We start from the raw sequence: 17,791 nt of genomic DNA, 5'->3' as shown, positions 1-17,791 counted from the left end.
TGCCGGCCGGGCGGCGGCCGGCCGACGACCCGCCGCCATCCCCATCGCAAGGGAAGGACCACGGTCCGCGCCTCACCCGCCGCGGGGGATCCGCGCCTGCCGTGCCCGTCGACGGGCCGGGCGCGCGTCGGGGCGTCCTCCCTCACAGCAGACCCAGCTCGCGGGCGCGGCGCACCGCCTCGTTGCGGCGGTTCACCGCCAGCTTCCGGTAGGCGCTCTTGAGGTGGGTCTTGACCGTGTTCACGGACACGTACAGGTCGGCGGCGATCTCCTCCGTCGACATCATCTCGGCCAGCCGCCGCAGCACGTCGCACTCGCGTCCGCTCAGCTCCTCGACGACCGGCGGCCGCTCCTCGGACCGCGCCGGCGCGCCGTCGTGCGGGGCGGGGCCGGGAGTGAGCCAGCCCGCGGCGAGCGTGCGCGGCTGCGGCGCGGCGAGGACGGGCCGGATCCAGGGCCCGGCTTCGAGGAACGGACGGCGCAGCAGTTCGTGGCGTGCCTCCCGCAGGGCCTGGACGACGAGGCCGCGCGAGGCGGCGGCGTCCCCCGCCGCGTCCGCGGCCTGTGCCCGCACCAGGGTGGCCCGTACGGTCACCGCGGGTCCCGGACGGTCCTCGGGCCGGATGCGGTCGAGCAGGTCCAGCGCGGCCGCGGGCCGGCCGGCGGCGAGCTGGGCGCGTGCGGCCTCCACGGCGCACACCGCCTGTTCGTGGGAGACCTCCTCCAGCAGTCCGGCGGCCGCCCGCGGCCGGCCCTCGGCCAGGTGCGCGGCCGCGACGACGAGCGCCGTGTGCCCCCGCGCCCAGGGTGAGGGCACGTCGGCCCGGACGGAGGACTGCACCGCCTCGAGCGCGGCCCGGACGTCGCCGCGGGCCAGGTGCAGACGCGCGGTGGCGACGGCACGGCCCGCCGCGGTCACGGGGTCGGCCGGGACCGGTCCCGCGTCGGCCTCGGCGTGGAGGAGGGCCTGGGCCGCCCGGCCGAGCTCGTTGCGGTCCACGGCGACGGCGGCCAGGACCAGCTGCTCGACGCCGGTGGCGGACGGCTGGGGCAGGCCGAACCGCTCCGTCTCGGTCAGCGCGGCCCGGGCCCCGCGCTCCGCCCGCCCGGTCCAGCCGTCGAGGTAGTCGATCAGGGCCAGGCGGCTCAGGGAGTCCTCGCGCGGGAGCGCCGTGGAGTCCCCGCCGGGGCAGTCGGCCACGGTGGACAGGGCGGCCCGCGCCTCCTCGAAGCGCCCGGCCCACAGCCGTGCCGAGCCCAGGTGGGTCAGCAGCAGGGCGAGGAGTTCCGGATGCCGCTCCAGAAGGTGGGCGGGAACCTGCTCCCGCAGCCGGCCGGCCGCCGCCGACGCCGTCTCCGCCAGGCCCGGCGAGCCGGTCAGCCGGGCGGCGAGGGCTTGCAGCAGGGCGCAGCTCAGCCGGGCCGCCGCCAGCTCGGGCGCGTCCGCCGCCGCGCAGTCCTCCGCCAGGCCGCGCTCGGCGTGACGCAGGTGGGCCAGGCCGTGGTCGAGGTCGTTCGCGGACAGCTCACGGGCCGCGCGGACGAGGTCGGCGGCCGGGCTCCCCGCCTCGGGGGACATCCGGGAGAACAGCGCGGCCAGGTCGTCGGAGCGCAGCCCCGTGAAGAGCTGGCCGAGGGCGAGGTCGCCGACCAGGGCCCCGGCGGTGAACTCCCAGTCGCCCGCGGCCGCGCCGTGGCCGAGTGCCTCGGTGAGGGAGCCGGACGCGCGCAGCCATCGCGCGGCCCGTCGGTGGAGTTCGGGTTCCAGGCCGGGTGAGCGCACCCGCAGATGGGCCCGGAGGATCTCCGCGAACAGCGGGTGCAGGCGGTACCGGGCGTGACCGAGGTGCTCGACGAACGCGTTCTCCCGCTCCAGCCGGGCCAGGACCGGCCCGGCGTCGGTGCGTTCCGTCAGCGCGTCCGCCAGCCCGGCGCAGAAGCGTTCCAGCACGGAGACCCGCAGCAGCAGGTCCCGGGTCCCGGGCGGCTGCCGGTCGAGCACCTCCGCCAGCAGGAAGTCGGCGACGGCGGTCCGGTCGGCCTCGAACTCCTTCAGGTACAGCTGCGGATCCGGGCTCTCGCCGGCCGCGAGGGCGCACAGCCGCAGTCCGGCGGCCCAGCCCCGGGTGCGGTCGACGAGCCCGCGCACCGCGTCCACCGGCAGGCTCAGCCCGTGCAGCTCCAGGAGCCGGGCCGCTTCCTCGGGCGTGAAGGCCAGCTCCGCGCCCCTGATCTCCGTCAGCTCTCCGGCGGCCCGGTAGCGGTGCAGCGGCAGCAGGGGTTCGGTGCGGGTGACGAGGATCAGCCGCATGCCGGGCCCGGCGTGGTGCAGGACGAACGCGAGCTGCTCGGCGATCTCCGGGTCGGTCACCCGGTCGTACTCGTCGACGACCACCGTCACGGGCCGCTCGCGCGCGCTCAGCTCGACGGCCAGCCGGGAGAGCAGTCCGGGTGCGACACGGCCGGCGTCGGCGGGGCGCCCGACTCCGGCGGAGAGGGGCACACCGGCGACCTCCAGGGCACGGAGCAGGTACGCCCAGAACATGCCGGGGCCCAGCCCGTCGGTGTCGGTGGTGAGCCAGGCGAGGGGCCGGGGGTTCCGGCGCGCGGCCCAGTCGGCGACCAGAAGCGTCTTGCCCGCGCCGGCCGAGCCGTTGACCATGGTGAACGGTGTCCGGAGAGCCTGGTCGAGGTGGGTGACCAGGCGCCCGCGCGGGAGGAACGTGACGGGACGCGCCGGTACGGCGAACCGCGTCCGCAGGAACGGGTCTCCGTGCGGGTCGGCCTGCGGCGCCTCGGGAGAGGGGCCGGTCTCCTCGAACCCAGCCATGGCGTTCACCACCACTGGTCGTCAGGTCAGGGGTACCGCTCCCTCTCAGCATCGCAGTGATCCGCCGGGGGCGCCCCGCGAGGCACCGGACCACCGCACACAGCCCGGGCCCACCCGCCACCGAGGGCACACCCGACCGCGCCACGCCACCGGCCGTGCGGCGCTGTGGGCCTGCTGTCCCGCGCCACGCCACCCGCCGTGCGGCACCGGGGCCTGCCGAACCGCGCCACACCACCCGCCGTGCGGCACCGGGGCCTGCCGGACCGCGCCACGCCACCGGCCGTGCGGCGCTGTGGGCCTGCCGGACCGCGCCACACCACCCGCCGCACACCGACCGTCGGGACCTGCCGAACCGCGCCACACCACCCGCCGCGCGGCACCAGGACCTGCCGGACCGCGCCACGCCACCCGCCGCACACCGCCGGGCACACCGCGAGACACCCGGACGGCCACGGCCGGGGCGCCCCCGGTGCGAGCGACCGCCGCTACCGAGGTGGGCGCACGGGCACGGCGGGGCGCCCGTGCGGGCCGTCCTCAGCCGGCGCCGGCGGCGCGCAGGTGGTCGCGGTACCACTGCGCCGCGTCCGCGAGACGGCTCAGCGGGCCGGGCCCCGGCGGCTCGTCCGTCAGCTTCCACAGGTCGTCGGAGAGGTACCAGTGGTCGCGGGCGGCCAGCGCGAACTGGCGCTCCGAGACGCGGCCGGGGGTCGCCCGCAGGCGCTCCAGACAGGTGGGCCACGGCCAGTCCTCGGCGGGGCGGGGCGGCAGCACTCCGAGCGCCGACAGCCGCGCCAGCAGGTCGCCGACGCGTACGGGGTCGGGGTGGCCGACGTGGTACACGCCGGGCGGCACCGGGCGGGGGCCGATGGCCGCGGCGGTGATCAGGCGGGCCAGGTCGCCGGCGTCGACCACGGACAGCAGGGCGCGGCCGCCGTCCCACTCCGCGGGCACCCTCTCGACGAGTTCCCCGAGCCCGGGCACGACCCAGCGGTCCCCGGCGCCGACCACCATCCCGGGCCGCAGGACGACGGCGTCCGCCTCCCGCGCGCACGCCTCTCCCGCCAGCCGGGTCCCGCTCACGGCGGAGGCCGGTTCGGCCGCGACCTCGTCCACCGCGATGCCCCGGTGCGGGCCGGCGCCGTAGACCGCGGCGGTCGACAGGTGCACCACGCGGGGAACGCGAGCGCGCGTGGCCTCCGCCATCAGCGCACGGGTGCCGTCGACGTTGACCGCCTCGCACAGCTTCTCGTCCCCGCCGATGTACGAGGCGAGATGGACGACCGCCCGGGCGCCCTCGCACAGGCCGCGCAGCGCGTCCGCGTCGGTCAGGTCCCCGCGCACCCACTCGACGGAGGTCCCGGCCCCGGCCCCGGCCCCCGCCCCGGATCCGGACCCGGTGTCCGGGATGCGGCGCACCAGTGCGCGGACCCTTGTGCCCCGGGCCCGCAGCGCGCGCAACGCGTGCGATCCGATGAAGCCGGTCGCCCCGGTCAGCACGACCGTGCCGTCGTCGTCTCCAGCAGTCGTGTCGTTCAGTGCCGCTTCCCTTTCCCTCGCCGTCCAGCCGCTCCCGGCCCGTCTCGTCCCTCGCCGTCCAGCCGCTCCCGGCCCGTCTCGTCCCTCGCCCCCTCAACGTCCCGGCGGACGAGGTAGGTTCCCCGCACCCCCGGACCGCGCGACGGGACAAGCCCTCCCCTTGAACGGCAAGCCTCCCCCACCCACCGGACCCGGCCCCCACCGCCGATTAAGGCCATGCCCTCCGAATTGGCCTTGGCGACCCGCTCCCCCCACCCCTTACCGTCACCGACATGCGGATTCGAATCGTCGATGCCTTCACCGACCGTCCCTTCGCCGGCAACCCGGCCGGGGTCCTGCTGCTCGACGCCTTCCCGGGCGACGACTGGCTCCAGAACGTGGCCCTGGAGGTCAACCACGCCGAGACGGCGTTCGCCCACCCCCTCCCGGCGGGTGGTGAGGCGGACTGGGCGCTGCGCTGGTTCACACCCGTCGCCGAGGTCGCGATGTGCGGTCACGCCACCCTCGCCACCGCCCACGTCCTGCACACCACCGGCGCCCACGACGGGCCGGTGCGGTTCGCCACCCGAAGCGGCGTGCTCGTCGCGACGCCCGCCGAGGACGGCTCCCTCACCCTGGACTTCCCGACCGCCCCGCTCACCCGCGTGGACGTTCCGAGGGGCGCCGCCGAGGCTTTGGGCGCCGAGCCGCTCGCCGCCTTCGACACCGGGCCGAACGTCGGTGACCTCCTGCTCGAACTCGCCGACGAGAAGACCGTCCACGCCCTGCGGCCGGACCACAAGGCGCTCACCGCCCACTCCGCGCGCGGCATCATCGCCACCGCCCGCGCCGAGAACCCCGACTGCGGCTACGACTACGTCTCCCGCTGCTTCTTCCCCAACATCGGCATCGACGAGGACCCGGTCACCGGCAGCGCCCACACCGCCCTGGCCCCCTTCTGGTCCGAGCGTCTGGGCCGCCCCGGCCTCACCGGTCTCCAGGCCTCCCCCCGGTCGGGCCGGGTGCGCACCGAGGTGCGTGGCGAGCGCACCCTGCTCAACGGTCGCGCGGTCACCGTCATCGAGGGCGACCTCCTCGTCTAGGCGACGACCGGGTGGACCGGGGCGGGCCGGGGCGGACCGGGGTGGCTGGTGGCTGGTGGCTCAAGCCGTCGGCAGCCACCCCACCTTCCCCGCCAGCAGCGCATATCCCACGAACGCCCCGATGTCGAGCAGGGAATGCGCCACCACCAGGGGCCCCACCCTGCCCCAGCGCCGGTAGAGGTGGACGAACACCACACCCATCACCAGGTTGCCGACGAAGCCGCCGATGCCCTGGTACAGGTGGTACGAGCCGCGCAGTACGGAACTGGCCAGCAGCGCGCCGACCGGGGTCCAGCCCAACTGGCCCAGCCGGCGCAGCAGATAGCCCACGACGATGACCTCTTCGAGGATCGCGTTCTGCAGCGCGGACAGGATCAGCACCGGGTACTTCCACCACACGTCGGGCAACGCCTCCGGCACCACCGTGAGGTTGAAGCCGAGGCCGCGCGCGGCCAGGTAGAAGGCGATGCCCGCACTGCCGATGACCGCCGCGACCCCGGCGCCGCGGCCGAGGTCGGGCCAGGGGCGGGTGCGGTCGAAACCCAGGGTGCGCAGGCTCCGCCCCTCCCGCATCAGGAAGTGCGCGACGAGGGCGACCGGGACGAGGGCCGTGGCGATCCCGAAGAGCTGCCAGGCCAGATCGAGCCAGGGACGGCCCGGCGCGGCCGAGGCGTTGAGAGTCGCGGCCTGGTCCTTCAGGCCTCCCGGTTTCGTGACCGATCCGACAAAACTGATCAGGGCGGACACGCCACTCGCACCGAGCGAAAGCCCCAGAACGAGCAGCGTCTCGTCACGGAAGATCCGTCGCGAGAACCGCTCCTGCGGAAAAGAACCGGCCACCGGCCCCTCCTCCGCCTGCACACGCGCCTCCAGTTGGGTGAACCCGCCCCCGCCCGGTCCGCGCGTCGCCAGGGTCTCGGACAGCAGGTGCGAGCACGTGCGCGACAGGCCGCCGGGGGGACGGACGCCGTACGGGGCGCACCTCGCCGTCGTCTGCCGTGCGACCGGACACCCGGCACCCGGACCGACAGGGAGGACACCACCGTCATGGGACGTCACAGCTTGCCCGATGATTCCAGGGCAGGCGCCAGCGGCCCCCCGTACGGAAGCAGCCGTACGGAAGCAGCCGCGTACGGGCCCCGCTCGACGCCCCGCTCGACGCCCCGCACAGAGCCCCGCGCACGGAGGGGTCCCTACGAAGGCCTCCAGCCCGTCACCGTGGCCCTCACCGCGTGAGCACCGGCTCCGGCAGCCCCACCGGCCAGGTGTGCGCCGGCTCCCCCTGCCGCATCAGCTGGGCGTAGCGGCGGGTGGTCGCCGCGAGGGCCGCGTCGCGGGACAGGCCCGCTTCCAGGGCTCGGTGGTAGGTGGCCACCTGCCAGCTCGCGCCGTTGGTCCGCCGGCGGCACCGCTCCTCGATGACCCCCAGGTAGAGGTCGCGGTCGGCGGGTTCCACCCCCCAGGCGTCCAGTCCCGCCTCGGCCAGCGGCAGCAGTTCGTCGCGTACGAGGCTCACCGCGTCGACCTCGGTCGTGCCGCCCAGCCGGCCGCGCCGCGGCCACTGGAGACGGGCGTCGATGCCGTCGCGGCAGGCGGCCTCGAAGTTGGCGGCGGCGGCCTCGAACGGCAGCCGCGTCCACACCGGCCGCGAGTCCTCGGCGAGGGCGCGGACGACGCCGTAGTAGAAGGCCGCGTTGGCGACGACGTCGGTGACGGTGGGCCCGGCCGGCAGGACCCGGTTCTCCACGCGCAGGTGGGGGACGCCGTCGGCGACGCCGTAGACCGGGCGGTTCCAGCGGTAGATGGTGCCGTTGTGCAGGACGAGCTCGGCGAGCTTGGGGACGCCGCCCGCCGCCAGGACGTCCAGCGGATCCTCCTCGTCGCAGATGGGCAGCAGGGCGGGAAAGTAGCGCAGGTTCTCCTCGAAGAGCTCGTAGGCCGAGCTGATCCACCGCTCGCCGAACCAGGTCCGCGGCCGCACGCCCTGCGCCTGGAGCTCCGGCGGCCGGGTGTCGGTGGCCTGCTGGAACACCGGGGGCCGGGACTCGCGCCACAGCTCGCGCCCGAAGAGGAAGGGCGAGTTGGCACCGAGGGCGACCTGCGGGGCGGCGACGGCCTGCGCGGCGTTCCACACGTCGGCGAAGCGGTCCGGGGTGACCTGGAGGTGGAGTTGCACCGAGGTGCAGGCGGCCTCGGGGACGATCGACTTGGAGGTGCACGACAGGCGCTCGACGCCGTCGATCTCCAGGGTGAACTCCTCGCCACGGGCGGCCACGATCTGGTCGTTGAGGAGGGTGTAGCGGTCCACCTCGGAGAGATTGGAGGAGACCAGGTCGTCACGGTCGAGAGTCGGCAGAATACCGATCATCACGATTCCCGCATCGACCTCGCCCGCCTTTCGGTCGGCATATGCCAATGAGGTGCGGAGTTCCTCCGCGAGCCGGTCGAATACCCGGCCACCCAATCGGTGTGGAGCGATGTTGACTTCCAGGTTGAACATGGCGAGTTCTGTTTGGAAATCTCGGCTCGCGATCCGCTCCAGTACTTGTCCGTTCAGCATTTTCGGCAGGCCGTCGACACCCGCGAGATTCAGTTCGATCTCGAGACCCATGAGGTTCTTCGGGCGGTCGAAGCGCTGCTGGGACAGGAGCCGCTCCAGCCCCGTCAGGCACTGCCGCAGCTTGTCGCGGTAGCGCTGACGATCGGCCAGGTCGAACCCGCCTGCCACGACCTTCTCCCCCATCGAAGCGTCCCTCCTCGCACGGGGCGGCCGACGTCCGGCCGCCGGCTGTCCCGGGGTCAGGTGGGATGATGCCCAGCCCTGTCGATCGATAACGCCCCCCGTCGGCGATGCCACCCGCTACCCTGACCGAAGGAGTCCACAGGCACATTCACCGGGCAAGGCGCTTGGCGGCGTTTTCACGAATGGGAGCTCGTGAAAAACGTCGACGAGAATAGGCCGACCGTTGCGCGCGCATATCCCGAGGTCATCGGGGCGCCACCCCCTCTGAATCGGGATGATTCACACGAATCGCCGACCGAATGGACTCTTGCCGGGTGCCCCAGGAGCGACTAGCCGAAACACAGTCTGAACACGTGTCGTATAAACTCCGCGAACAAGGCGGAGAAGGTGGGCGCCCACGGTCGATGCAGCCTGTCGTCGAGGTGACGGACGGCGGGCCGTTCGCGCACCCCGGACTTCCAGACCCGGCCCCTGTCTCTCCGACCTTCCTTGAGAGCTGACAGCGTCGTCCGCCCCACGCCCTCGCGCCACCGTGCCTGTCGAATGAGAGGCGACCCACCATGCCGCTGCATGTCCCCCCGGCTCCCGCGCCCGCCCTGCGCTCCGTCCTCACGGCACTCGCTTCCCCCACCGCGGTCCGCGAGGACCGGACCCCGTCCCTGCGCACCGCCCAGGGACCCGTCACCCCCGAACTCCCGCTGCCCGTGCACGTCCTGGACCACGTCACCGCCGAGGGCGTGTCCGCGACCCGGCTGGCCGGCTGGCGCTTCCTGATCCGCTCCGGCGACCGGGCCGTCGCCGCGGCCGAGACGCGGCTGACCCCGGACGGCTGGGCCTTCTCCCACTTCTTCGAGGGCCCCTACATCGCCTCCACCGAGCGCGCGGTGCGCCAGGCGGAGTCCTCCGCCCAGCCCTACCAGGCACGACTGCTGTCCGTGCCCGGCCTGTACATGCTCACGCTCTGGCTGCACGGCGACTGCGCCTCCGACGGCACCACCGGCCACCCCGCCGCGACCGACCTGCTGGTGCCGCTGGCCCCGGCGCCCCCCGGCATCGCCGCCCACCGCCCGCACCGGGTCGCCGAACTGCTGCCGGTGCTGACACTGCGGGTGGCACCCGGCCAGCAGCCCCGGGTCGCACCCGGCCAGGAGCCCCTCCTCGGCTCACCGGCCTGACCCGCCCGCCCGGCGCCGGCCCGGGCCCCCTCCTCCGTACCCCGCCACCGCGGCCCCGGTGGCGGGGTACGGTGCTCTCGCGCAACCGGCCCCGGTGGCGGGGTACGGTGCTCTCGCGCAACCCCGTTGACCACCCGGACTAGCCCCATCCGACCAGCGGGAACCACCCGAAGTGACCGGGTAGTTGAGCTGAACCGCCCGCGAGGGTGATGCGTCATGAACCTGTGAGAAGCGGTGCCGCGAAATCCCTGCGGATCGACGCCCGTGGGGCAACACTGGGTTCCGACCGACTTATCACAACGGGGGGCGGCCATGAACGACGTTTCACGCCGCGGGACAGACACGACACATCGTCCACGCACCACACCAGAGCGGAAGATCCCATCCATGTGCCAGCACCAGCCGCCGTGTCCGACAGCCGAATCCGCCGACCGGGAGTCCGCCCGCCTCGTGGCGCACCACCCCGAACAGGGCTGGAGCCTGCTGTGCAACGGCGTCCTGCTCTTCGAGGACACCGGTGAACTCCTGCCGGACGGCCAGATCATCGCCCCGCACCGCCCGCTGGGCACCGGCAGGGTCGTCACGGCGGCCTGAGCACCACCGCGGACGGCCGGCCGACGCCGTCCGCCGACCCGAGGGGCCGGACGCAGCCTCCGCCGCGCACCGGCCCCGACACGTGTCCGGGACCGCTCACTCCGCGTGACCTCCCGGTCGCCCTCCCGTACGTCACACCCCCACGGCCGCCGCTCCGCACGTCGTCCCGCAGCCGCCACCCCGGACCCGGTCCCCAGCCACACCCCCCAGCCACACCCCTGGACGTCACCCTCGAACGTCTCCTTCGAACGTCTCCCTTGAACGTCTTCCCACAGCCGCCGCCCTTCCGGAAGACTCCTGGAAGTTTCGACGGAAGCGTCCCGGACGCGACGGAGGTGGGGGAAGTGGCAGCGGACGAGACGGCACCCGCGGCCCGCGGCAGGGTCACCATCACGGAGATCGCCCGGCAGGCCGGTGTCTCCGTGCCGACGGTGTCCCGCGTGGTCAACGGCCGTTCCGACGTCTCGCCCCGCACCCGGGCCCGGGTCGAGGACCTGCTGCGCCGGCACGGCTACCGCAAACGCCCCTCCGCCGTCCGGACCCGCGCCGCCCTGCTCGACCTGGTCTTCAACGACCTCGACAGCCCCTGGGCGGTGGAGATCATCCGAGGTGTCGAGGAGGTCGCCCACGCGGCCGGCGTGGGCACGGTCGTGTCGGCGATCCACGGGCGCTCCGGTGCCGCCCGGGAGTGGATGCGCAACCTGCGGGCCCGCGCCTCCGACGGCGTCATCCTCGTCACCTCGGCCCTGGAACCCACCCTGCACGAGCAGTTGCGCATCCTCGGGGTCCCGCTCGTGGTGGTCGACCCGACGGGCTCCCCCGCCCTCGACACCCCGGCCGTCGGCGCCGCCAACTGGGCGGGCGGACGGGCCGCCACGGAGCACCTGCTCTCCCTCGGCCACCGCAGGATCGGCCTGATCGCCGGCCCGCCGCGCCTGCTGTGCTCCCGCGCCCGCTTCGACGGCTACCGGGCGGCCCTGGAGGCGGCCGGCCTCACCGTCGACGAAACCCTGGTCGTACCCGGCGACTTCCACCCCGAGTCCGGCTTCGCCGGCTGCACCGCGCTGCTCGACCTGCCCGAGCCGCCGACCGCCGTGTTCGCCGCCAGCGACCAGATGGCGCTCGGCGCGATCGAGGCGCTGCGCCGGCGCGGTCTGCGCGTACCGGAGGACATGAGCGTGGTCGGTTTCGACGACCTCCCGGAAGTCCGCTGGTCGGCGCCGCCGTTGACGACCGTCCGGCAGCCCCTCGCCGACATGGGCAAACTCGCCGTCCGTACGGTCCTCAACCTGGCCCGCGGCGAGCGCGCCGACCCGCCCCGCGTGGAACTGGGCACCGAGCTGGTGGTGCGGTCGAGCACCGCACCACCGGCTCCCGCACGCTGACGCCCGCTGCGGCACCCGCTGCGGCACCTCGAAGGTCCGGCGGTCACCTCCGGGCGCTCAGCGCCTCCCGGATCGCGTGGTACGCCGGCTTCGGCGCGAGGTTCTCGTCCCACGGCAGGGCGGCCCCCTCCCCCGGGAAGAACGCCGGGATCCACGAGTACCGGTCGGTGTAGTCCCAGACGGTGATGCCGACGCACCGGCGCACCGCGAGGCACGCCTCGGTCAGGTCCCCGTACCACTCGGCCTGCCGGGCCAGCTTCTCCTCGGTCGCCGGCAGCTGCATCCGTACGTCGACCTCGGTGAGCGCGGTGTCCAGGCCGAGGCGGGCGAACCGGCGCAGGTTCTCCTCCAGCGTCGTCGGATAGCCGTACTGGAGGGCGAGATGGGCCTGGAGGCCGATGCCGTCGAGCGGGACGCCCTGGGCCTTCAGCTCCTGGGCGAGGGCGTGGTAGGCGTCGCTCTTCGGGCCGACGGCCTCGATGTTGTAGTCGTTGAGGTACAGCTTCGCCTTGGGGTCGGCCTGGTGGGCCCAGCGCAGGGCGTCGGCGATGTAGCCGGGGCCGAGGGTCTGGTAGAAGACCGTCTCGCGGTAGCTGCCGTCCTCGTTGAACGCCTCGTTGACGACGTCCCAGGCGTAGACCTTGCCCCGGTAGTGCCGTACCTCGGTCTGGATGTGGTTCTTCAGGACGGCCCGCAGCTCGTCCGCCGTCCACTGCCTGCTCGTCAGCCAGCCGGGCAGCTGGCTGTGCCAGACGAGGGTGTGGGCGCGGACCTTCTGGTGGTGGGCGCGGGCAAGGTCGACGATCTCGTCGCCCGCGGAGAAGTCGAAGACGCCCTGCTGCGGCTCGGTGGCGTACCACTTCATGCCGTTCCCGGGGGTGATCATGTCGAACTCGCTGCCGAGGACGGCCGTGTACGGCTCGTCGGCGAGTTCGGGGTTGTCGGTGGCGCTGCCGAAGTAGCGGCCGTGCCGCTGGGCGAGTTCGGCGAGCGTCCTCGCCTCGTGCTGCTCGCCCGCCTGCGCGGCCGGGCCGCTCGCGACGCCCGCGGCGACGAGGACGGCGGCGAGGGCCCCGGCGAGTCTCAGCCGGGTGCGGGACGTGCGGGAGGTACGGGACGTACGGGAGGTGCGGGAGGTGCGGGACATGGTGCGACTCCTCACGATCGGTGGTGTGGGTGAGCCGTACGACGCGGTGGCGCGTCCGCGGGCGCGCGTCATCCCTTCGTGGCGCCGGCGGTGAGGCCGCCGACGAGTTGGCGCTCGGCGACGGAGTAGAAGGCCAGGGCGGGGACCATGGCCAGGACCAGATAGGCGAAGACCCGGGCGTACTCGGCGGAGTACTGGCCCTGGAACTGCTGGACGCCGATGGGGATCGTCCACCACGTCGAGTCGGTGAAGACCAGCAGCGGCAGGAAGAAGTTGTTCCAACTGCCCACGACGGCGAGGACGGAGACCGTGCCGAGGGCCGGGCGGGCCATGGGCAGCAGGATCCGCCAGAAGAAGCCGAGGGGGCCGCAGCCGTCGAGGGTGGCGGCCTCCTCCAGCTCGGCGGGGATCTCCCGGAAGAAGCCCCGCAGGATCACGATGGTCATCGGTAGCCCGAAGGCGGCCTGCGGGAGGATCACGCCGAGCGGGTTGTCCAGCAGGTCCAGCGAGCGCAGCAGCAGGAACAGGGGCAGGGCTGCCACCGCGAAGGGGAACATCAGCCCCATCGTGAACAGGGTGAACAGCGCTTCCCGGCCGCGGAAGGCGAACCGGGCGAAGGAGAACGCGGCGAGCGCGGACACCGCGACCACCACGATCGTCGTACCGACCGCGATGAGGGTGCTGCTGCCGACCAGCCGCCAGAACGAGCCGGCGCCCAGGATGTCCGTGTAGTTGGAGATGATCCACGCGTCGGGCAGGCCGACGGGGTTGCGGGAGAGCTCGTCCGTGGACTTGAAGCCGGACAGGACGGCGTAGACGAGGGGCACGGCCATCACCGCGCCGACGGCGACGAGGACGACGTGCAGGGGAAGGGTCCGGCCGGTCCTGCGCACACTCACGGGGCCGCCGGTCTTGCGGGCGCTCACGGCACCACCGGTCTCACGGGCACTCACGGCACCACCGGTCTCACGGGCACTCACGGCACCACCGGTCTCACGTGCGCTCACGAGCCGCCTCCTCGCAGGGTCGTGGTGGCCCCCTCCAGGTCGCGGCGGAGCACGAACCGCTGGTAGGCGAGGGCGAAGACGAGGCTGATGGCGAACATGGCCACGCTGATCGCGCTGGCGTAGCCGACCTGGTAGCGCTTGAAGCCGTACTGGAACATGGTCACGGCCATCGTCTCGGAGTGGTGGTCGGGGCCGCCCGCGGTGGTGACCCAGACCAGGTCGAAGAGCTGGATCGAGCCGATGACGGACAGGAAGACGCTGATCCGCAGCGTCGGCGCGAGCAGCGGCAGGGTGACGTGCCGGAAGCGCTGCCACGGTCCGGCCCCGTCGATGAGGGCCGCCTCGGTCAGCTCGGCCGGGATGGACTGGAGTCCGGCCAGGTAGAGCATAATGTGGAAGCCGAAGTACTTCCACGTCATGACCAAGAACAGGGTGGCCATGACGGTGGACGGGTCGGCGAACCACTGCCCGCCCAGCCCGTCCAGGCCGACCGCGCCGAGGACGTGGTCGGCGAGGCCGTCGTCCGGCGCGAAGATCATGCCGAACAGCACGCCGGTGATCGCCTCGGAGAGGATGTACGGCGCGAAGAACAGCATCCGGTACACGGCCCGGCCGCGGATCCGCTGGTTGAGCGCGACCGCCAGGGCCAGCGCGAACGGCAGCTGGAGGACGAGCGAGAGCAGCACCAGGAGCAGGCAGCGCCACAGGTCGCCGAGGAAGACGGGGTCCTCGAAGAGCCGGGTGAAGTTGTCGCCGCCGACGTAGTCCTCGGGCATGCCGAAGCCGCCCCAGCGGAAGAACGCGGCGTACAGCGCGAACAGCATCGGCAGCAGCACCAGCGTGCCGAACAGCACCAGGGCCGGCACCTGGAGGCCGACGGCGGTGAGCCAGTGCCGCGCGCGCCGCCGGGCCCGTCCCCGGGCCGGGCCGGCGGCCGGGGACGGGAGCACGGCCTCGGCGTCCGGGCCGCTCCGCTTGTCCGGGAGGTAGGTCGAGGTCATCGCGGGCTACTGCTCTTCCTTCGCGACCTTGGTGATCGACTCGGCGACCTGCTGGGGTGACTTGGAACCGGCGATGAGGGCGGCGACGCTGTCGTTGACCTCCTGGCCGACGGCGGGCGCGTACGCCTGGTCGAGATAGAGCTGGAAGCCGGTGGCCGCCTTCAACTGGGTCTGTACGGCGGTGAGGTTGGGGTCGGTGAGGGCGCTCTCGGCGGCCGGTACGACGGGCAGTACGCCGGTCTTCTCGACCAGTTGGGTGTCGGTGGCGGCGGAGGCGAAGAACTTCAGGAAGTCCACGGCCGCCTGCGGGGCGCCCGCGCGCAGGGCGTGGCCGCCGCCTCCGCCGAACACCTCGGTGAGCGCGCCCTTGCCGCCCTCGACCTCGGGGAACGGGAAGAAGCCCAGGTCCGTGCCGAGCCCCTTGCCGGCGTCGGCCTGTACCACGGGCGCCCACTGGCCCATGAGTTCCATGGCGGCCTTGCCGTTGCCGACGGTGGCGGCCTGCCCGGTGGGGCTGGAGTAGGCGGCGCCGAGGAAGCCCTTCTGGAACGGCTCCAGGTCGACCAGTTCCTTCAGGTGCTGCCCGGCCTGGACGAAGCCCTCGCCGGTGAAGTCCTTGTCGTCACTGGCCTTCTGGACGGCGTCGGCTCCGGCGGTGCGCATCGCGAGGTAGGCCCAGTAGTACATGCCGGGCCACTTCTCCTTGCCGGCCAGGGCGAGCGGGGTGACGCCGGCGGACTTCAACTTCCCGACGGCGTCGAGGAAACCGCTCCAGGTGGTGGGCGGCGCGTCGATGCCGGCCCGGCGGAAGAGCGCCTTGCTGTACCAGAAGCCGATCATCCCGATGTCGAACGGGATGCCGTAGGTCCGGTCGTCGAAGAGGTACGGCTCGCTGGCGACCGGCAGCAGGCCCTTCGCCCAGTCCTGGGTGCGGTCGGTGAGGTCCTCGACGAGCCCCGCGTCGATCTGCTGCCGCAGGACCCCGCCGCCCCAGGTGTGGAAGATGTCGGGAAGCTTCCCGGAGGCGGTCAGGGCCGTCATCTTCGACTTGTAGGCGTCGTTCTCCAGCTGCACGATCTTGATCTTGACGTTCGGGTTCTGTGCCTCGAACTGCTTGGCCAGACCGGCCCAGACGTCCTTCGTCGGCTGGGTGGTGGAGATGTTCCACCACTCGATGGTGGTCGTCCCCGACGACCCTCCGTCCGAGTCGCCGCCGCAGGCGCTCAGTGCCGTCATGCTCAGACCGGCCGCGGCGGAGGCCGCCAGGAAGCCGCGGCGGGACAGTGCCGGGTGGCCCATCATGCGCTCCTCGGGGTTCGGGACGGCACACACCGCTGTCCGTCCGATGTCGAAAGTTTCGCTTGAGATTCGGAAAGCTTCGTTGCTGCCGCACCCTAGAGACAGGCTCCGAGGGGTGGCAACCCCTTGAACACAGGCAATCCGGCAGGCACGTCTCAGCGGGTCGGCCGGTGCTCGCACCAGTCGAAGGCCGCTGTGCCCTCGGTGGCGTAGAGCCCGATGACCCGGCCGGTGAAGCCGCCGGCCACCTCGGTGGAGAGGTACCGGCCGTCGAGCTCCGCCAGCGGCTCGGTGCCGTCCGCCGTTTCGACGGAGAAGGCGATCGTGTCGGGACCGGCCGGGCGCACCCCGTCGGCCCGCTGCCCCGGGGCCGTCACGGAGGGCGCCACCTGGTCCGTCGTGCGGATGTCGACGACGAGGGTGAGGGGGCCGGGCGGCACCGGCCGCCGCGCGACCCACTGCCGTACGGGCCCGATCCGGACGACCACGCCCGCCTCTCCCCCGCTCACCTCCAGGTCGTAGTGGTGGGCCTCGTCGAGGCGCACGGAGAGCCCGGCGCGCCCGGAGCCGGGCTCCAGACGGGCCGCCGTACGGCAGTCGGGGTGGCGCTGGCGGCGGCCGACGAAGGTGTGCCCCGGGCGGTCGAGGCTGTCGCCGGTCGCGGTCAGGGTGAGATGGCCGGGACGGGCGCTCAGCGACCAGGAGCCCTCGGGCCTGCGGCGCGGGGAGATCCAGTACGGGGCGAGGCCGGGGGCGCCGAAGTCGTCCCGCTCCGGCTCGGGCGGGACGGGGTGCCAGGCGCCCGTCGGCGCGGGGTGCCGCTCGCGCACCGGTCCCGTCCGGGGCCAGCCGTCGACCCACTCGACCGGGGTCAGGAAGGTCTCCCGGCCGAGCACGTGGAACCGGGGGAACCAGCCGCGCGGGCGCGTCCCGAGCAGCACCATCCACCACCGGCCGTCGGCCGCCTCTACGAGATCGGCGTGGCCGGTGCACTGGACGGGCAGATCGGTGCCGGCGTGGGTGAGGACGGGGTTGGCGGGGGCCGCTTCGTACGGGCCCAGCGGCGACCTGGCCCGCGCGACGGACACGCTGTGGCCGTGGGCCGTGCCGCCCTCGGCGAGCAGCAGGTACCACCACGGCCCGACGCGGTACAGGTGCGGGGCCTCGGGATGCTGGAGCCCCGTCCCGGACCACACGGGCACCGGCCCTTCCAGCACCTCGCCGGTCACCGGGTCGATCCGGGCGACCCGCACCCCCGAGACCGCGCACCAGCAGGAGCCGTCCTCGTCCCAGGCGAGGTCGGGGTCGATCCCGGGCAGGTCGATCCAGACCGGGTCGGACCACGGCCCCTCCGGCCGTTCGGCGGTGACGAGGAAGGTGCCGCCGCCCGCGACGTTGGTGGTGATCATGTAGAAGCGGCCGCCGTGGTACCGGATCGTCGGCGCGTAGATCCCCGCGGAGGCCGGCAGGTCGTCCGGCAGCGGCAACTGGGCCGGGCGGTCCAGGACGTTGCCGATCTGGCGCCAGTGGACGAGGTCACGGCTGTGGAAGACGGGGACGCCCGGAAAGTACTCGAAGCTGGAGCAGGCGAGGTAGTAGTCGTCGCCGACCCGGCAGATGCTGGGGTCGGGGTGGAAGCCGGGGATGACGGGGTTGTCGTAGGTGCGGCCGGTCGCGCCGTCGTCCGCCCTGTCGTCCGTGGCGCCGCCCGTCGTCGCGGCCGCGGTACCGCCGGGCCTGCCGTTTGTCCTGCCGTTTGTCCTGCCGTTTGTCGTGTCGTTCGTCGTGTCGTTCGTCCTCATGCGCGTCCACCCCTTCGGGAGACCGAAGCGGTCGAAACATTCGGTCTCTTCGACGAACATTACGGAGCGGACTGTAGGCGGCGGCCGACGGCTCGGCAAGGAGGACGCCGTACGGCGGGCTCAGGGGCGGCTCCGGGGCCCGGCGCCGTGTACTCGGCGCCGTGTGCTCGGCGCCGTGTGTTCGGCACCG

13 protein-coding genes are annotated in these 17,791 nt (G+C 73.4%); 4 read left to right on the top strand and 9 right to left on the bottom strand.

The window, feature by feature from the left end; all coding sequences use genetic code 11:
* Nucleotides 1-142: 142 nt before the first annotated feature.
* Entirely contained in the window at nt 143-2,830 is a 2,688-nt protein-coding gene (locus ACFV9M_RS32830) for a LuxR C-terminal-related transcriptional regulator (protein ID WP_385074115.1), read from the bottom strand.
* 534 nt (nt 2,831-3,364) lie between these two features.
* Entirely contained in the window at nt 3,365-4,327 is a 963-nt protein-coding gene (locus tag ACFV9M_RS32825; RefSeq protein ID WP_385074112.1) for an NAD-dependent epimerase/dehydratase family protein, read from the bottom strand.
* A gap of 311 nt (nt 4,328-4,638) precedes the next feature.
* Here ACFV9M_RS32825 and ACFV9M_RS32820 point away from each other — a divergent pair, with 311 nt between their 5' ends.
* Nucleotides 4,639-5,448 (top strand): PhzF family phenazine biosynthesis protein, encoded by an 810-nt coding sequence (locus ACFV9M_RS32820; RefSeq protein ID WP_385074109.1) that lies wholly within the window; start codon nt 4,639-4,641, stop codon nt 5,446-5,448.
* 60 nt (nt 5,449-5,508) lie between these two features.
* On the opposite strand, the gene ACFV9M_RS32815 is transcribed toward ACFV9M_RS32820, so the two are convergent.
* Both ACFV9M_RS32815 and ACFV9M_RS32810 read right to left on the bottom strand, forming a co-directional pair.
* On the bottom strand, nt 5,509-6,309 hold the full coding sequence (locus ACFV9M_RS32815) for a CPBP family intramembrane glutamic endopeptidase (protein WP_385074106.1): 801 nt from the start codon (nt 6,307-6,309) through the stop codon (nt 5,509-5,511).
* 364 nt (nt 6,310-6,673) lie between these two features.
* The gene (locus tag ACFV9M_RS32810; RefSeq protein WP_385074104.1) at nt 6,674-8,191 is read right to left on the bottom strand and encodes a glutamate-cysteine ligase family protein; all 1,518 of its coding nucleotides are present in this window, start codon (nt 8,189-8,191) and stop codon (nt 6,674-6,676) included.
* A 560-nt stretch (nt 8,192-8,751) separates the two neighbouring features.
* On the opposite strand from ACFV9M_RS32810, the gene ACFV9M_RS32805 reads away from it, so the two are divergent.
* The 3 genes from ACFV9M_RS32805 (at nt 8,752) to ACFV9M_RS32795 (ending at nt 11,345) form a co-directional block, all read left to right on the top strand.
* A complete protein-coding gene (locus ACFV9M_RS32805) occupies nt 8,752-9,366 on the top strand; it encodes a hypothetical protein (protein ID WP_385074101.1) in 615 nt (204 codons plus the stop codon).
* A gap of 387 nt (nt 9,367-9,753) precedes the next feature.
* Nucleotides 9,754-9,960, top strand: a complete 207-nt coding sequence (locus ACFV9M_RS32800; RefSeq protein WP_385074099.1) for a DUF5999 family protein — start codon at nt 9,754-9,756, stop codon at nt 9,958-9,960.
* 344 nt (nt 9,961-10,304) lie between these two features.
* Nucleotides 10,305-11,345 carry a LacI family DNA-binding transcriptional regulator gene (locus tag ACFV9M_RS32795; RefSeq protein WP_385074096.1) on the top strand — a complete coding sequence of 347 codons (1,041 nt, stop codon included), beginning with the start codon at nt 10,305-10,307 and terminating at the stop codon, nt 11,343-11,345.
* Nucleotides 11,346-11,388: 43 nt separating this feature from the next.
* Here ACFV9M_RS32795 and ACFV9M_RS32790 read toward each other — a convergent pair whose 3' ends face one another.
* The 5 genes from ACFV9M_RS32790 to ACFV9M_RS32770 form a co-directional block, all read right to left on the bottom strand.
* Nucleotides 11,389-12,492 carry an endo-1,4-beta-xylanase gene (locus tag ACFV9M_RS32790; protein ID WP_385074093.1) on the bottom strand — a complete coding sequence of 368 codons (1,104 nt, stop codon included), beginning with the start codon at nt 12,490-12,492 and terminating at the stop codon, nt 11,389-11,391.
* 68 nt (nt 12,493-12,560) lie between these two features.
* Nucleotides 12,561-13,325, bottom strand: coding sequence for a carbohydrate ABC transporter permease (locus ACFV9M_RS32785; RefSeq protein WP_385074143.1), 765 nt, complete (start codon nt 13,323-13,325; stop codon nt 12,561-12,563).
* Between the two features lie 170 nt (nt 13,326-13,495).
* Nucleotides 13,496-14,500 (bottom strand): carbohydrate ABC transporter permease, encoded by a 1,005-nt coding sequence (locus tag ACFV9M_RS32780; protein ID WP_385074092.1) that lies wholly within the window; start codon nt 14,498-14,500, stop codon nt 13,496-13,498.
* A gap of 6 nt (nt 14,501-14,506) precedes the next feature.
* Nucleotides 14,507-15,799 (bottom strand): extracellular solute-binding protein, encoded by a 1,293-nt coding sequence (locus ACFV9M_RS32775; RefSeq protein ID WP_385074090.1) that lies wholly within the window; start codon nt 15,797-15,799, stop codon nt 14,507-14,509.
* A 155-nt stretch (nt 15,800-15,954) separates the two neighbouring features.
* Nucleotides 15,955-17,601, bottom strand: a complete 1,647-nt coding sequence (locus tag ACFV9M_RS32770) for a glycoside hydrolase family 43 protein (RefSeq protein ID WP_385074088.1) — start codon at nt 17,599-17,601, stop codon at nt 15,955-15,957.
* Nucleotides 17,602-17,791: the final 190 nt, after the last annotated feature.

Origin of the sequence: Streptomyces sp. NPDC059895, from assembly GCF_042731035.1 — a bacterium.
Taxonomy (GTDB): domain Bacteria; phylum Actinomycetota; class Actinomycetes; order Streptomycetales; family Streptomycetaceae; genus Streptomyces.
Note: the sequence above shows the minus strand (reverse complement) of the source record. Positions and strands in the feature narration are given on the sequence as shown.

Coding starts and splice junctions, on each gene's coding strand:
- ACFV9M_RS32830 (WP_385074115.1), bottom strand. CDS start 2,830: ATGGCTGGGTTCGAGGAGACCGGCCCCTCTCCCGAGGCGCCGCAGGCC.
- ACFV9M_RS32820 (WP_385074109.1), top strand. CDS start 4,639: ATGCGGATTCGAATCGTCGATGCCTTCACCGACCGTCCCTTCGCCGGC.
- ACFV9M_RS32810 (WP_385074104.1), bottom strand. CDS start 8,191: ATGGGGGAGAAGGTCGTGGCAGGCGGGTTCGACCTGGCCGATCGTCAG.
- ACFV9M_RS32805 (WP_385074101.1), top strand. CDS start 8,752: ATGCCGCTGCATGTCCCCCCGGCTCCCGCGCCCGCCCTGCGCTCCGTC.
- ACFV9M_RS32800 (WP_385074099.1), top strand. CDS start 9,754: ATGTGCCAGCACCAGCCGCCGTGTCCGACAGCCGAATCCGCCGACCGG.
- ACFV9M_RS32790 (WP_385074093.1), bottom strand. CDS start 12,492: ATGTCCCGCACCTCCCGCACCTCCCGTACGTCCCGTACCTCCCGCACG.
- ACFV9M_RS32785 (WP_385074143.1), bottom strand. CDS start 13,325: ATGGCCGTGCCCCTCGTCTACGCCGTCCTGTCCGGCTTCAAGTCCACG.
- ACFV9M_RS32780 (WP_385074092.1), bottom strand. CDS start 14,500: ATGACCTCGACCTACCTCCCGGACAAGCGGAGCGGCCCGGACGCCGAG.
- ACFV9M_RS32775 (WP_385074090.1), bottom strand. CDS start 15,799: ATGGGCCACCCGGCACTGTCCCGCCGCGGCTTCCTGGCGGCCTCCGCC.
- ACFV9M_RS32770 (WP_385074088.1), bottom strand. CDS start 17,601: ATGAGGACGAACGACACGACGAACGACACGACAAACGGCAGGACAAAC.